This is a genomic window from Mycobacterium florentinum, assembly GCF_010730355.1.
Classification (GTDB): Bacteria; Actinomycetota; Actinomycetes; order Mycobacteriales; family Mycobacteriaceae; genus Mycobacterium; species Mycobacterium florentinum.
Genome location: NZ_AP022576.1, coordinates 6055643 through 6070392 on the forward strand (window position 1 = coordinate 6055643; position 14750 = coordinate 6070392).

14 protein-coding genes and 1 pseudogene are annotated in these 14750 nt (G+C 64.2%); 12 read left to right on the forward strand and 3 right to left on the reverse strand.

What is annotated here, in order from left to right; genetic code table 11:
• Positions 1-14: 14 nt before the first annotated feature.
• Positions 15-845 carry a mycofactocin-coupled SDR family oxidoreductase gene (locus tag G6N55_RS28575; protein ID WP_085221621.1) on the reverse strand — a complete coding sequence of 277 codons (831 nt, stop codon included), beginning with the start codon at positions 843-845 and terminating at the stop codon, positions 15-17.
• Positions 846-987: 142 nt separating this feature from the next.
• Between G6N55_RS28575 and G6N55_RS28580 the strand changes: the two genes are divergently transcribed.
• From G6N55_RS28580 to G6N55_RS28595, 4 genes and pseudogenes are all read left to right on the forward strand, one after another.
• Positions 988-2190, forward strand: a complete 1203-nt coding sequence (locus tag G6N55_RS28580) for a cytochrome P450 (RefSeq protein ID WP_085221622.1) — start codon at positions 988-990, stop codon at positions 2188-2190.
• A gap of 29 nt (positions 2191-2219) precedes the next feature.
• Positions 2220-3424, forward strand: a pseudogene (locus G6N55_RS28585) (alpha/beta hydrolase).
• Between the two features lie 82 nt (positions 3425-3506).
• A complete protein-coding gene (locus tag G6N55_RS28590) occupies positions 3507-4544 on the forward strand; it encodes an LLM class flavin-dependent oxidoreductase (RefSeq protein ID WP_085221624.1) in 1038 nt (345 codons plus the stop codon).
• 97 nt (positions 4545-4641) lie between these two features.
• Complete coding sequence (locus tag G6N55_RS28595) at positions 4642-5631, forward strand: spirocyclase AveC family protein (RefSeq protein WP_139826781.1); 990 nt, start codon at positions 4642-4644, stop codon at positions 5629-5631.
• An 18-nt stretch (positions 5632-5649) separates the two neighbouring features.
• On the opposite strand, the gene G6N55_RS28600 is transcribed toward G6N55_RS28595, so the two are convergent.
• Complete coding sequence (locus G6N55_RS28600) at positions 5650-6267, reverse strand: TetR/AcrR family transcriptional regulator (RefSeq protein WP_163667643.1); 618 nt, start codon at positions 6265-6267, stop codon at positions 5650-5652.
• Between the two features lie 212 nt (positions 6268-6479).
• Between G6N55_RS28600 and G6N55_RS28605 the strand changes: the two genes are divergently transcribed.
• From G6N55_RS28605 to G6N55_RS28640, 8 genes are read left to right on the forward strand one after another with little or no spacing between them, the layout of a single operon-like run.
• Positions 6480-7217 (forward strand): hypothetical protein, encoded by a 738-nt coding sequence (locus G6N55_RS28605; RefSeq protein ID WP_139826782.1) that lies wholly within the window; start codon positions 6480-6482, stop codon positions 7215-7217.
• Entirely contained in the window at positions 7214-8275 is a 1062-nt protein-coding gene (locus G6N55_RS28610) for a phosphotransferase (protein WP_139826783.1), read from the forward strand. The genes G6N55_RS28605 and G6N55_RS28610 overlap by 4 nt, the downstream gene beginning before the upstream one ends.
• Entirely contained in the window at positions 8272-9375 is a 1104-nt protein-coding gene (locus G6N55_RS28615; protein WP_085221629.1) for a TIGR03857 family LLM class F420-dependent oxidoreductase, read from the forward strand. The genes G6N55_RS28610 and G6N55_RS28615 overlap by 4 nt, the downstream gene beginning before the upstream one ends.
• Positions 9372-10580 (forward strand): cytochrome P450, encoded by a 1209-nt coding sequence (locus G6N55_RS28620; RefSeq protein WP_085221630.1) that lies wholly within the window; start codon positions 9372-9374, stop codon positions 10578-10580. Before G6N55_RS28615 ends, G6N55_RS28620 begins: the two co-directional genes overlap by 4 nt.
• Positions 10577-12199 carry a PEP-utilizing enzyme gene (locus G6N55_RS28625; protein WP_085221631.1) on the forward strand — a complete coding sequence of 541 codons (1623 nt, stop codon included), beginning with the start codon at positions 10577-10579 and terminating at the stop codon, positions 12197-12199. The genes G6N55_RS28620 and G6N55_RS28625 overlap by 4 nt, the downstream gene beginning before the upstream one ends.
• Complete coding sequence (locus tag G6N55_RS28630; RefSeq protein ID WP_085221632.1) at positions 12189-13244, forward strand: hypothetical protein; 1056 nt, start codon at positions 12189-12191, stop codon at positions 13242-13244. The genes G6N55_RS28625 and G6N55_RS28630 overlap by 11 nt, the downstream gene beginning before the upstream one ends.
• A 4-nt stretch (positions 13245-13248) precedes the next feature.
• Complete coding sequence (locus G6N55_RS28635) at positions 13249-13656, forward strand: hypothetical protein (protein WP_085221633.1); 408 nt, start codon at positions 13249-13251, stop codon at positions 13654-13656.
• On the forward strand, positions 13644-13979 hold the full coding sequence (locus G6N55_RS28640; protein ID WP_085221634.1) for a hypothetical protein: 336 nt from the start codon (positions 13644-13646) through the stop codon (positions 13977-13979). The genes G6N55_RS28635 and G6N55_RS28640 overlap by 13 nt, the downstream gene beginning before the upstream one ends.
• Here G6N55_RS28640 and G6N55_RS28645 read toward each other — a convergent pair.
• On the reverse strand, positions 13976-14743 hold the full coding sequence (locus G6N55_RS28645; RefSeq protein WP_139826784.1) for a hypothetical protein: 768 nt from the start codon (positions 14741-14743) through the stop codon (positions 13976-13978). The genes G6N55_RS28640 and G6N55_RS28645 overlap by 4 nt on opposite strands.
• Between the last annotated feature and the right edge of the window lie 7 nt (positions 14744-14750).

Genomic DNA, 14750 nt, shown 5'->3' on the forward strand with positions numbered 1-14750 from the left:
ACCTAGAGTAGTCGTCAGCGTGCGGTCGCACCGGCATCGACGGGGATCACCGCGCCGGTGATATAGCGGGCTTCGTCGGAGACCAGCCACGCGATCGCATTGGAGACGTCTTCGGCCTGGATGAGCTGAACGGGAAGGATATTGGTCATCGCTTCGAACAGCTCGGGTACCTCGGGCGCGGCGCCCAGGAACGATTCGTTGTTGACCATGGGGGTGTCGGCACCGGTCGGGTGCAGCGAATTAACCCGAATGTTGTAGCTGCCCAGCGCATTTGCGTAAGCCCGCATCAGTCCCACGACGCCGTGCTTGGCGGCGGTGTAGCCCAACATCCCATACGTTTTGGAGCGCAGGCTGCGTGTTGTGCCCTTCAGGCCGGCAGCCGAGCTGGTGATGACGACGGCGCCACCGTGGTTCTGCTCGACCAGTGTCGGGATAGCCGCCTCGATTGTGTAGACGACGCCGGTGAGCATGACGTCGATGCAATCGTGCCAGGCTTGCACCACGGTAGAGGTGGGACCCAGCACGGGCATGATGCCCGCGTTGGCGATGACGATGTCTACCCGGCCGAACGCGGCCAACCCCTCATCCAAGACCTTGGTGACCGCTGCCTCGTCGCGCACATCGGCCTTGGCCGCCACGATCCGGCGGCCGAGGGCTTCGACTTCCCGGACCGTCTGGGCTAGCTCGTCCTCGGTTCCGAGCGGGTAGGGGACCGAGTCGATCTGCTCGCAGATGTCGAACGTGACGATGTCTGCACCGTCTTTGGCCAGTCGCACCGCATGCGAGCGACCCTGGCCCCGCGCGCCACCGCTGATGAAGGCCACCTTGCCGTCCAACGCTCCCATGCGAATCTCCCGTCCGGCGGCGACGTATGCCGCGGATCTCAATCTAACCGATCATTGTTCGATAATGTAGCGGCCAAATTTGCCCGGTCGTGGGGCTGTCGCGATTGACTAACCAAACGACGATGGATTAGTGTGTGACGACATGGGCGAGGCGCAGGCCGAATCCGACAAGGCGGCCGCGGCGATTCTGCCGCACTACAACATGTGGGATCCCGAGCACGAGAAGGTCAAGTGGGGTGTCTTCGCGCATGCGCGGCGCAGTTGTCCGGTCGCCCATACGGATGCCGACGGCGGCGGCCAGTACGTCGTTACCCGCTACGAGGATGTCCGCCGGGTTCTTGAAGACCCCCAAACGTTTTCGTCGACCGGAGTTTCGCCGCGCCCCTCACCGGTGCAGCTCAACCCGCTCGATTCCGATCCGCCCTACCAGGTTGAACTGCGCAAGATCCTCAACCCGCTGTTCACTCGCAACTTCCTCCTGCGTTTCGAGCCCGAGCTGCGCAAGAATGCCACCGAACTCATCGGGCGCTTTATCGACAAGGGGCGCTTCGACTTCATCCGGGAGTACGCGGGGCCGTTCGTAGGCAACGCGTTATCGCGGGTGGTGTTCAACGAAGACGATCCCGAGAAGATGGACCATGCGGCAGAAGTCGTGATCAAGGTCGCCATCGAGGCCACCGACGAAGCTTTTTTCGAACTCGCGGTACTGGCCGGGCAATACATTGCCGAACGCGAAGCGAACCCCGTCGACCGCAACGACGTGTTGAACGCCATCGCCACCGGAACGGTGGACGGAGGCCGGCCGCTGACCGATGAGGAACGACTCGGTGTGGTGACCGTCTTGTTTCTGGGCGGCCTCGACACGACCCGGGGCGCGATGGGCTCGATCGCCTACCACCTGGCCGGAGAGCCCGAACTTGAAGGGCGGCTGCGCGATCCGGCGTGGATTCGGCAGGACATGGATGAGTTCATCCGGTTGGAATCGCCGGTTGGCTGCCTCGGCCGAAGGGCTACCCGCGACGTCGAACTTGGCGGAGTGAAGATCGGGAAAGGCGAGCAATTGCTGGTTCGCTTCGATTCCGCGAATCGCGATGAGGCGCGCTTCGCAGATGCGTCGCGCCTGAGGTTCGATGTGCGTCGCAGTAGCTCGGCCGGCTTCGGACTGGGGATCCATCGCTGCCTGGGTTCGCACTTCGCTCGCATCCAGATTGCGATCGCTTTCGACGAGCTGTTCAAGCGGGTGACGAATTTGCGGTTCGCCGATCCGGGCGCCGAAGTGCGTTGGGCCCCAGGTATTGCCAACGGTCCAGAGGGTTTGGATCTGCTTTTCGATGTGATCGGCTGAGCGTGGAGGTAGCCGGAAGTGATACGCACATGACCGAGCCGACCGGCACCCCCGCGGCTGCCCCGCGTACCAAATATCGGCGCACTCCGTATCTGGTTGTGTCCCAAGAGCATGCGGTCCGCAAGGATGTCTACGGCACCGTCGAGGATCACGTGGTGCGTTACGCGCAGTTGCTTCGCGGCGAACGCGACTCCGACACGGTGATCGTTGCTTCTCATCCGATCGGCTCGCCGGCCTACCTGCCGCTGTTCTCCGAACTGGCACGCACCGGGTTGCACGTGATCGGTTACGCCAACCGGTATTCCGTTGGCGACTCCGCGCTCCAAATGGAAAACCACCTGGTCGACCTCGGTGCCTGCGTGCGAGACGCTCGCGAACGGCTCGGTTATCAGCGGGTCGTGCTGGCCGGTTGGAGTGGCGGGGATCGCCGATGATGGGTTACCAGGCGGAGGCCGAGAAGCCCACGATCACCCAGACCGCGGCCGGGGAACCGTCGTCGCTGGCCGAGACCGCACTCCCGCCGGCCGACGCCGTGATGTTGCTGGCGGCGCCGCGCAGCCGGCACCGGCTGCTGACCGAATTTCTCGACGCTTCGATCACCGACGAACTGCAGCCCGAGCGCAATCGGGACGCCGAGTTCGACCTCTATGACCCCGCGAATCCCAATCAGCCGCCGTATTCGGAGGATTTCGTCGCCGCCTACCGTGACCGGCAACGCGAACGCAATCGCCGAATCACCGCCTCGGCGCAACAGCGGTTGCAAGACTTCCGCGACGCCGGCAAGCCACATGCTGAGCACTCGTTCGTGGTCCACGGGACGATGGCGGACCCGCGCTGGCTGGACCCCACGATCGAACCGAACGGCCGCCGGCCGCGGTGGAGCTATCTGGGCGACCCCGAGGTGGCCAACACCAGCCCCGGCGCACTGATGCGATTCACCACCGCGCGCAGTTGGTTGTCGCAGTGGGGTCTCGACACCGCTCAGGTGGATGCCGGCGACGCGGCGCCGCGAGTTTCGGTGCCGGTGCTCATGGTCGTCAACGGGCGCGACGACGCGGTGCCCACCAGCCATCAGGCGCAGGTGTTCGATGCGATCGCACACCAGGACAAGGAGCGGGTGGACCTGCCCGACGCCAACCACTATTTCACCGGCGCAGACCAACGTTCGCATCTGTCGGGGGCCGCCGACCATGTATACGACTGGCTGCACCGCCACGGTTTCGACGTGAATTGACCACTCCGACAAGAAGATAGCCGGCCTCTCGCGCCGTTCGATAACCCAACAAGGATTGATATCCGGCATAGAAGGAGCCGACATGAAGCTGAGTCTGATGACGCTGGGAGACGTGGTGGCCGATCCGGTCACCGGGTCTACCGCCACGGCCGCCGAACGGCACCGGGCCATCGTGGAGGCGGCCGCGGTCGCCGACGAAGCGGGCTTCGAGGGCGTTCACATCGGTGAACATCACGGGTTGGAGTACACGACGTCGTCGCCGCCGGTGATCCTCGCGGCGATCGGGGAGCGCACGTCGCGGCTGCGGTTGTCGACCGCGGTGACGCTGGCGGCGAACTTGGACCCGATCCGGGTCGCCGAGGACTATGCGACGGTCGATGCACTCTCGGGTGGACGCTGCGAGGTCGTCGTGGGTCGCGGCAATTTCTTCGTATCCACCTACACGCTTTTCGGGCAGCGTCTGGAGGACTCGCACGAGTTGTTCGCGCAGAACGTCGAACTGCTCGCCCGGTTGTGGGCCGGCAAGGAGGTCAGCTGGCCCGGATCCCGTCATCGCGCCCCGATCAGCGAGTTCGTGCTGCAGCCGGTGCCGGTCGGTCCGATGCCCCTGTGGGTTGGGGGTGGAGCGTCGGAATCGTCGACGGATCTGGCGGCGCGGCTCGGCCTGGATCTCATGCTGCCCTCGGCCTTCGGTAACCCCCAGATGTTCAAGCCCGTGGTCGAGGCCTACCGCGAGAAGTTCGCCTCCTACGGCCACCCGCGCGAACCGCGCGTCGGCGCCTGCTGGCACGTCAACGTCGCCACAACGAGCCAGGCGGCACGCGAGCGGTGGGAGCCGCGCTACCGGGCCTACTTCGAGTTGATGAATACCGTGATCCCCCGGGTGAACCCGGACCCGCCGCCGTTCGTCACCAAGCCGTTCGATTTCGAGTTTCTCACCACCCGCGGACCGGCGATCGTCGGCAGCGCGGCAGAGGTGGCAGAGCGGCTCAACGCCTGGTCGGAGGTGCTGACCAGTGATACCAACTTGATCTATATCGATATGGGCGGTCAGCCCGCCGACGAATACCGCGACATGGTCGAACTCATTGGCTCCGAGGTTATCCCGCAGTTGACCTAGTTTGCCGGTGGCCGACGATCGAGGCCCGTTCGACGTTATTGCAACCCCCGACGAACAAGGTGTTTAATCTTAATTCAAAGAAAGGGAGGTGGTTGTCGTGGTGTCTGAATCGACGCTTCGGCGAAACGACCCGCGGGGGAGTACGAGCGCTGCCGAGTCGCGCTCCGGTGGAGTCACCGTTTGGGCCGCAATTGCGGTCGTATGGCTGGTGATCGCCGTTCAGGCACTGGTGCGATGGATAGCGTCCAGCGATTTCGCGCCCGCCCCACTGGTTGGCCAGGATCGGATGCCGCTGTGGAATTTGGTGTCATTGCGCATCTTCGAGGGACTCAGCATGGCGCTGCTGGTGTACCTGATTTGGGCTTACGTCGTAACACCCTGGCGTCGCACCGGCGCGTTGAGCCTCGACGGCAAGTTCGTCCTGGGCGGCGTGGCGGCTTTCGTCGCGGACGCGTTCCTGAACTGCTATACCTACCTGTTCGCGTGGAATGCCCACAACGTCAATATGGGTGTCTGGACGGCGTACCTGCCGTTCCACAACCCGGCGGCGTCGTCCCGCTATGCGGAGTCGCTGCTGTGGGGACCGCCGATGTACGTGTACTTCTGCGCCGGCGTGGCGATCGTCGGCTGCCCGGCCTATTTCGCCATGCGCTCACGCTGGCCAGAGCTTTCCAACGTGTCGCTGCTGGCGATCGTATGGGTCGGTGAGTTCGCGTTCGACTTCGTCGTGGAGAACCTGGCCATCCGGTTGACCCACGGCTACGCCTACGCGCAAACCTACGGACCGTTCACGCTCTGGGCGGGCAGCCAATTCCAGTTCCCGCTGTACGAGTCGTTCCTGGTGGCCTCGCTGGGGCTGCTTTACACCTGGATGCGGCTGCAGGCCGTGACCTCACCGGACGGGCTGTCGCCCGTCGAGCGTGGATTCGAGCGGTGGAGCCCGGCTCTTCAGTCGACGGTGCGCACGCTGGCGGCCATCGGATTCTGCTGCGCCGCAACCATATTGATCTACCATCTGCCATTCAACTGGCTGGGCATCATCGGGGCATCGCACGCACATCTGCCGACGTATCTGCTACCGGGCTGACCGGGTTTCGCCAGCGGCTCAGTCTGTTTCGGGCTCGTCGTATCCATCGGGCGGGCGACGAGCCAGCCCCCACACGGCGAGCTGAGTCAAGCTGTCCAGGAAGTTCTCCTGATCGTTGGTGGCGCCTGGGGGCAGCAGCCAGCGGTCGAACACGATCGACCCGAAAACCATTGCGGCGATTTGCCTTATCGCAAGATCGAGGCCCTCGCGGTCGTACCATCCGACGCGCTCGGATTCGTAGACGCCGATCAGCAGCACTTGGTCGAACAGCCGGTTGATCGCAGCGACGAGTTCCTCGACCAGGTCCGAGTCGAGCCCGTCGGCACTGACGAGGGCCACTAGTGCGTCCCGGTGGTCGATGAGGTTCACATACAGGTCGCGCAGGAACTCGCGCGCAAGCTGATACGAAGTCCACGGACGTCCACGCTGTGAGCGCCAACTGCCGGCGAACTCTTCGATCGCGCTGATCAGGGGTACGAGCGTGACCTCGCGGAATAGGTCGGTCTTGGTCGGGAAGTGCCGGTACATCACCGACATCGAGACCCCCGCAGCGTCGGCGATCTCCTTGGTGGTCACGTCGCCGTACGGGTGTGCCGCGAAATGCCTGGCGGCCGCGTCGACCAACACCGCCCGCACTTCGCTAGAACGTCGCCGAACTGCGCGGGGACGTGCGTGTGCGGGGTCCGCAGCCATCCGTCGATCTTAATCGGCGACGGCCGGTGTGTACGGAACCAGGCGATCATTGACAAGAGTGTCAGCTCTTAGTTAAAGAGATATTGACTCTTGACAGTCGGGATCTGTCATGCGAACTTGGGACCACACAATGGGCGACCGAATGGTGAGTCTCGATGGATACTTCAGTGCAGAAGGTTGCGGCATGGTGCGGACTCGCCTTTGCCGCCGTGTTCTGTTGCGGCTTCGCGATTGCCGGATTCATTCCGCCCCCCGCGCCCGGGCTGTCGGCGCGAGAGGTTGCCGCGCTCTACGCCGAACACCACATGCGCATCCGGTTCGGCCTGCTGATCGCGACGCTGGGGTCAGCCGTGCTGGCGGTCTGGGTTGCCGTCATCGGCGTGCAGATGCGTCGCATCGAGGGCCGTCAATCCGTGTTGGCATTCGCGCAGATGGTGGCCGGCGCCTGCCTTATCCTCGAGTTCCTCTTTCCGCTTCTGGTGTGGCAGACCGCGGCTTACCGGAATGACCGTGACCCCGCGATCGTCCAAACGCTCAACGATTTGGGCTGGTTACCGTTCCTCGGGATCGCTTGCACTGCAGTACTTCAGGGCGTTGTCATCGGCGTCCTGATCCTGCGGGACAAGCGCCAGGATCCGTTATTCCCGCGATGGGGTGGATATTTCAACATCTGGGTGGTGCTGATGTTCGCCCCCGCGAGCTGCGTGGTGCTCTTTCACGACGGTCCGCTGGCCTGGAACGGATTGATCTCTTGGTGGCTGGCCCTCGTCACATTCTTCGCCTGGATGCTGGGCCTGACCTGGATGCTGCTGCGTGCGATCAATCGCCAGGAACGAGATGAGCTGACAACCACGGTCGCGTCGGCTGTCCTGGCAGAAGGGGTCACCGGGTGACGCTGGCCCAACAACCCGTTGCGGTGCGGGTCCCGACCTCCTGGTCGTTCACCCCCCGATGGGCGTCAAAGGTGGTCGGCGCGTGTTGTCCTGGCGCGGTGGTCGACCGCGTCGTCGCGGATCCCGTCGATGCGGGCACCACCAGCAGGATGCGGCTGCACCTCAGCTATCGGCAGGGGGAAGGACCTTCGACGCTGTTCCTGAAGGCGCAGGGTGATCTCAGCCATCGCATGATGCTCAGCTCGCTGGGCTTGCTGACGCCCGAGGCCCGGCTGTTCGCCTCCGATGAGCCCCTCGGCGTGCGCCACCCGATTGTGTACGCGACAGGGGTGGACCGCTTACGGCTGAATTCGATGGTCGTGATGGAGGATGTCGCGGCGAGTGGCGCAACGACCAACATCGCGACCTCGCCGCTGAGCGTCGACGAGGTGGCCAACGGACTAGAGGGAATCGCCCACTTGCACAGCCGATTCTGGGAGCAGCTGCCGCCCACTCTCAGCTGGGTCAAGCCGTGGCGCATCCAGCACGGCTGGACGCTGCTCGCCCTGATTGGCGGAATCAAGGGCCCTCCGCGGCTCAGGGCGGCCGGGCACCTCGACGTTCTGCCCGTCCCCGCGCATCGGTGGTATCAATGCCTGCAGCTGTCCCGGCGCAGCGCCGCGCTCTCAGGCGGTGGGCCACAGACGCTGCTGCACGGCGACACACACATCGGCAACACGTACACGATGCCCGACGGCAGCGTGGGTTTCCTTGACTGGCAACTGGTCCGGCGAGGCAACTGGTCCCACGACGTCGGCTACTTCATCATCAGCGCGCTGACTGAAGCGGATCGGCGTCAGCACGAACGGGCATTGCTCCGTCACTATCTCGAAGCGCTGAGGCCTCCGCTGAATTCCGACGATGTCTGGGAGACCTACCGACGAACGCCGGCATACGGTTTGACGGCATGGCTGGAGACCTATGCCAGCGCCGACTACCAGTCCGACGACGTCAGCCTGACCCTGTTGCGTCGCTTCGGAACGGCGTTCGACGACCATCGCACCGGTGACCTGCTATGACAGCCGCACGCCAATCCACCACGCTCGAGCCGGTAGAGGATATGAGCGCGTACATCGCGGGGGGACGGATCCGAAACTCCGCGGAGGTGATCAACCAAGCCGTCGACGCCGAACGGGTTGGCTATCAACGTATCTGGTTGTCGGAGCGTTACGACCTCAAGGAAGCCGGAGTGCTGCTGGGGGCTATCGCCGCCAGAACCACGCGCCTCCAGCTCGCCACCGGCGCACTCATTCCCTCGTCGCGCCCACCCATCCTCACCGCGGCGCTCGGCGCCACGTTGCACTCCGCTTTCGGCCCCAGGCTCACCCTGGGTCTCGGACGAAGCATGGACGCCTACATCTCGAATGCCGGGCTGGCGCCGGTATCGCGTGCGGCACTGCTGGATTACGTCGACATCTATCGACGATTGTGGCGCGGCGAGGTGATCAGCTACGACGGACCCGCGGGCCGCTATCAGGGATTGCATATGGCCGACCGCTACGACGGGCCGCCGCCCCAGATCTGGGCGGTTCACTTCGGCGGGCCGAAGGCGTGCCGCATGTCAGCGTCGCCGCTGTTCGACGGTGTCTACCTGCAACCTTTCCTGACCTTGGAGGCCGTACACAACGCCGTGACATGGATGCGAGACGAATGTGACCGCATCGGACGCGATTTCGCGACCCTGCGGATCTGCCTGCCCCTAGTGTCGGTGCTCGGATTGCCCGATGACGAGGCTAGGTTGCAGATGCACGCGCGGATGGTCACCTACCTCGGACAGCCCCGGATGGCGGAAGTTTACTTGCGGCTCAACGGCTGGGACACCGCACCGGCGCGCAAGATTCGGGACCACACGATGTTCCGTGACGACCCGGATCGCATCGACCACCATTTCCATCGCTCGGACCTCGCCGAGGTGGCCAACATGGTGCCCGACGAGTGGATGTACCCAACCTCGTTGACCGGCTCCGTTGACGACTGCGTCGCCACCATGGCCGCATATCGCGCGCTCGGCATCGACGAAATATCCACCTACGGAACGAGTCCCGCTCAGAACGTCGACCTGGTAGCGGCGTGGCGCAAGCACTCACGTTTGCACAACGAGAAGGAGCGTGTGTCATGACCGCGGTTCAGTTCAACCCGCTGGCTCCAGAGATGGCGGTCGACCCTTACCCTGCGTACCGGGAGCTGCGCGAGAACAGCCCGGTCCACGAGGTCGAGGGGCTGGGCATCTACGTGCTCTCGCAATATGAATGCGTGGCCGAGTTCTACAAGGACCGTCGGCTATTCATGAAGTACAGCGATCGTGAAACCCTGCGGTACGGACCACAGGTCGTCGACGAACCGTTCTACGGATACTTCGTCCAGATGGCTCACGTCGCCGACGCCCCACTCCACACCGAACTGCGCCGGATGTTTCAGGCCGCGTTTACGCCCGGGCGCGTGCAGTCGCTACGCGATCGAATCAAACGGATCGCGGAAGCACTTGTCGACAAGCGTCTTTCGGATGGAGGAATGGAATTCATCTCTTCGTTCGCCGAGCCGTTCCCACGCATCGTGATCGGCGAGATGATCGGTCTGCCCGTCGAGGACAACGAAGTCATCGGGAAGTGGGCGTTGGAACTCGGCCCGGCCTTCGAATTCCTGCCCATGAGTCCGGAGACGAAGGCGATCGTCAACGACCGCGTGGTGCGGTTGATGGAGTACTTCATCGAGTTGGCCGACAAACGCGCTGTCGACCCGGTCGACGACCTATTCAGCGCAATGGTGCAATCCGCCGAAAACTCTCATGGCAAGATCACCCGTGAAGCGGTCGCCGCCAACGCCGTATTGCTCTATATCGGCGGGCACGAGACCACCGGCGGCGCCCTGGGCTTGTCGCTACTGGCCCTACACCGCAACCCCGATCAACTCGAACTATTGCTTGACGACCCGACCCTGGTGCCCCGCGCGGCGGAGGAGCTGCTGCGGTTCGACACGTCCGCGCAAGGGACGGGCCGCATCTCGGGTGAGGACGTCGTCTATGGTGGCGTCGAGATTCCCGCGGGGAGCATGATTCTGGCGTATATCGGCTCGGCCAACCGCGACGCGCTCGTCTATGACTACCCGGACGTGTTGGATCTCGGCCGCGAGCCCGGGGCCCGGCTGCTCGCCTTCGGTCCGGGCCCGCACCAATGCGTGGGGCACGCGCTGACCCGGCTGGAGCTCGAAGTCTTCCTCGAGGTGCTCATCGAACGGTTTCCGCGCCACCAATTGGCGACCCTGGATCCGCAGTTCCGGACATTCCCTTTGCTGCGCGGGATCGTCAACATGGAGCTGTACTGGTGAGCATCGACCGCGAGGTAGACGAGTCACTGCTGCACGAGTTGTCACCGCCGGGCGTGCGCTGGACCACCGTCAACATGGCCGAGGTGCTGCCGGGTGTGCTGACGCCACTGGGCTGGACGTTCTGGCGCGAGCCGTGCGAAAGCGGGTTGCGGGCGGCCTTCGCCGACGCGGGTCTGCTCAGCGACCGCGAGCGGATCCCACCGGCCGACCTGGCGGGCCGGTTGACCGGACTCTTTCACGGGCGGCTGGCCGGCAATCTGACCCTGGTCTGCAAGCTGTGCGATGCCATGCCGGGCTCGTCCGGCGCCGCTTTCGAGGAGCAAGTGTTCGGCTACGCCGACCCGAATGTTGAACGGCGGCGGTCATTTCGGCGCTACCCGGCGGTACTCGCCAAAATGCCGGTCGGCCTCGTGCTATTGCCCGGGCGGCTCCGGGCACTGCGGACCGAAATCCACCGGTGGTGGCGATCGGCCACCGGCACCGCGCGGATCGGCACTCCCGAGACACGCTTGAGCGAAGCCGGGGAGTTGCTGCGCAAGGCGATGCGCCGGCACATGCTCGCATCGCTGTTCGCGCAGGCCTGCTACGACCAGGTTGCCCGGCTTGCGCGTGCGGCGAACCACCCGGGTCTGGAGCTGGCGCTGGTGACCGGGTACGGCAGCATGGAGGAGACTCGGATCAGTGCCGACCTGTGGGCGGTGTCGCGGGGCCGGCTGTCGATGGCGGAGTTCTTGAGCCGGCACGGTTTTCACGGCCAGTCCGAGGGACAGTTGGCCAGCCGCTCCTGGCGCGAGGACAGTTGCGGCGTCGAAGAGATCTGCCGGCGTTACCGCGACATGCCCGACGACCAGGATCCCGTCCGGCGCGAGGGCGAGCAGGTGCGCGCACGCCGGGCTGCCGAGGCGACGCTCATCGCGTCGCTGCCGCGCGCTCGCCGCCCGCTGGCGAAACTCATCCTCGCCGTGGCGGCCCGCTATCTACCGCTGCGTGAAGTGGGGAAGGCGTCCTTTCTGCAGGCGATCGACGGCGCCCGCGCCGCCGCCCGTGAGATCGGAGACCGGCTGGTCGATCTCAGTGCGATCGACGATCGCGATGACGTGTTCTTCGCGACGATGGCCGAGATCACTGCAGCGCCAACGCGAGACCTTCGCGACCGCATTGCACGCCGTCGCGTCAAGAACGCCGAGTACGCCGGTCTCGAGCTGCCGGAGCGATGGACCGGAGCGCCGGTTCCGCGCCCGGTCGCAACGCCGTCGGTCGAACGTCCCGACGCAGGTGTGGTTGGCGTGGCCGTCAGCCCCGGTGTGGTCGAGGGCCGCGCCCGTGTCGTGCACGATCCCTTCGGCGACATTGACTTCTCGCCAGGCGACATCCTGGTATGCGAAACCACCGATCCGAGTTGGGTGGTGCTGTTCCAGCTCGCTTCCGCCGTCGTCATCGACGTGGGTGGAGCGATGAGCCACGGTGCGATCGTGGCGCGTGAACTAGGCATCCCGGCCGTCATCAACACCCGTGAGGGCACCCGAACCATCAAGGACGGTACCCGAATTCGCGTTGACGGGGCAGCCGGCCGCGTCGACATCCTGGCTTCCGAGACGAGGAATTCCGATGCCACTTGATCGCTATGGGCCCGAGGTCGATCTGCTCTATCCGCTACCCGCGGACGGTGAAACCTGGCATCACCACCGGGTCTACACCAATTACTTCGGTCTCACCGTCGCCGAACACGGCCTCGGAATCTTCTTCTATCTGCGCTGCCAGCCCGCGTTTCCGATGTCGCAAGGCGGCGTGATGATCTGGTCCGGCATGGACAACGTCGATGCGCTCGATGCCGACTTCTTCGACTACGAGATTTCGATGCCGTGGCCGACGGTGACGGCCGATTCGGTGACCACAGCCAACGGCCTGCGGCTGGAGTTCGTGCAACCCGGCCACACCATCCGCCTGACCTACGAAAGCAACGACGGCAACACTCGCCTGGATGTCCTCGGTGAAGCGGTGACACCGCTTGTCGCCCGGCACCACGTCACACCGGGGGAGGAGAACCACTTCAACGGGGAACGCACCCCCGGCGGCTTCGAACAATTCATGCACTACACCGGTGAGGTCGTCGTCGACGGACAGCCATTTGCCATCGACACCGTCGACGTGCGTGACCGATCCCTGCACCAGCTGCGCACCGAACGACAAGATGCGGTCAAGGCCCCGCCGGCGTGCTGGACCCCGATGTACTTCGGCGACGATCTCGCGCTGAACCACGTCGGCTTCGAATCGATTGCCAACAAACCGGTCTGGACCGAGGTGTACGACGTTCCGCCGGAAAAGCTCGGACCCGTCTCGGGTTGGGTCTACTCGCGGACCGCGGACGAGGCACTGGCCGTCGTCGAGACGCACCGTCAGGTGCTCGAGCACCATCCCATCAATTTCATGCCGATCCACCAGGAACTGGAGATCACCGACGAGTCCGGAACGGTGCGCCGGTTCATCGGGCGGGCGTTGTCCACTGCGGTCCTGCCGATGTGGCCGAACACGAACATGCGTGGTGCCGTCTACCGCTGGGAGGACGAGTCCGGCCGAACCTGTCACACCCTGACGTTCGATCTTTGGTTCGACCGATGGCAGCGTGCGATGAAACGCCGCCGCCCGGCGATGATCGGGTCGTGAATCCGTGAACACGCTGAACTATCGAAACCAATTGGTCTGTGCATGGAGCGGTTTCGTTTTCATCGCGCTGTTTCTCGGCGGCTTCTGGGTGATTGCCGGTTTCGTCCCGCCACCGTCGCCGGCCAATCCGGCCGAGGTGACGGCGACGTTCTTCGCCGAACACACGATCGCCATCCGGATCGGTCTCTGGGTCACCATGGTCGGCTGCGCGTTGGTTGCGTCGTGGACAGTGGCGGTCAGCGCGCAGCTCAAACGCATCGACGGCGCGGAGGTCCTTGCCCAACTGCAGCTCATCCTGGGCGCGCTGCTGACGATCGAATTCCTGATACCGGTGATGATCTGGCAGACCGCGGCGTTCCGGCCGGCGAGCAACCCCGAGACGGTCATGCTCTCAACGACATGGCCTGGCTGATCTTTCTCGGGCTGGTATCGACCGTGATCCTGCAGGAGGTGGTGATCGGTATTGCCATACTTCAGGATTCGCGCGAGAACCCCATCTTCCCGCGATGGATCGCATACCTCACCTTCTTGACCGCGTCGCTGACCATCCCGGGCGGCCTGATCGTCTTCTTCAAGACGGGGCCGTTCGCGTGGAACGGCCTTATCTCCTGGTGGATCCTGCTGGCGGCGTTTTGCGTTTGGATGGTCACCTTCACCACGGCGCTGATCCGCGCAATCAAGCGGCAGTCCGCAGCGTCGGCGACCGCGTTAGCCAGGGAAGTCGCGACGACTTAGCGTTCAGTGCTCTGTGCCCTGTCTTCGTCTTCAATGCGGTGCACCGCGCGGAACGCGTAGGGCGTGACCGCGACGATGAGGACGAAGAACATGACGAACACCGCCCAAAAGTTCAGCAGGCCATGCCAGGCGAACGGGCCGGTTCGGACAAAGGGCACCAGGCTCAGCGGTACATAGAGTGCTGCGGTCAGAAAGCACAGATAGCCAACCCACCGCGGAAACAGTGGTTGTGTGCGACGGTCCAGCAGTATGGCGAGCCCCAGTGCCACACTCTGCAGCAGCGAGAACATAAATGTCAGGTCGAAGAACAACCATCCGAAGTCGTAGAGCGTGTGTACGGTTTCGGGAGAGCGGGCTTCGGCCCGAAATGCCGCCGTCTGCCACACGACTGCCGGCACGGCGGTGACGAGGCCCGTCATCAAGCCACCGAGAAGTTCCGTCGTCGACAGAATTCCCATCGGCCCTTCCATCCGGCTGATCAGTTTGGAGATGGCCGCACTCCAGGTGTAGTAGCAGGGTGCGCCGACAACCATCAGCACCATCCCCACCTGAATGCTGGTGTGGTGGGTTTGGAAGTACCGCGAGATGGCCGCGGCGTCCATGTCCTGTCCCGGCGGCGGCCAGAAACCGGCGAACACCGCGAAGCCCAGTAGGCCCAAGCCCGCGTATACGCAGACGGACCATAGGCCGAGGCGAAGGGTCGTGTAGTCGGCGCTCGTCGTCTGGGCATTTCCAACCGTGGCGTGTCGCGCTGTTGTTGTCATCGTGCCT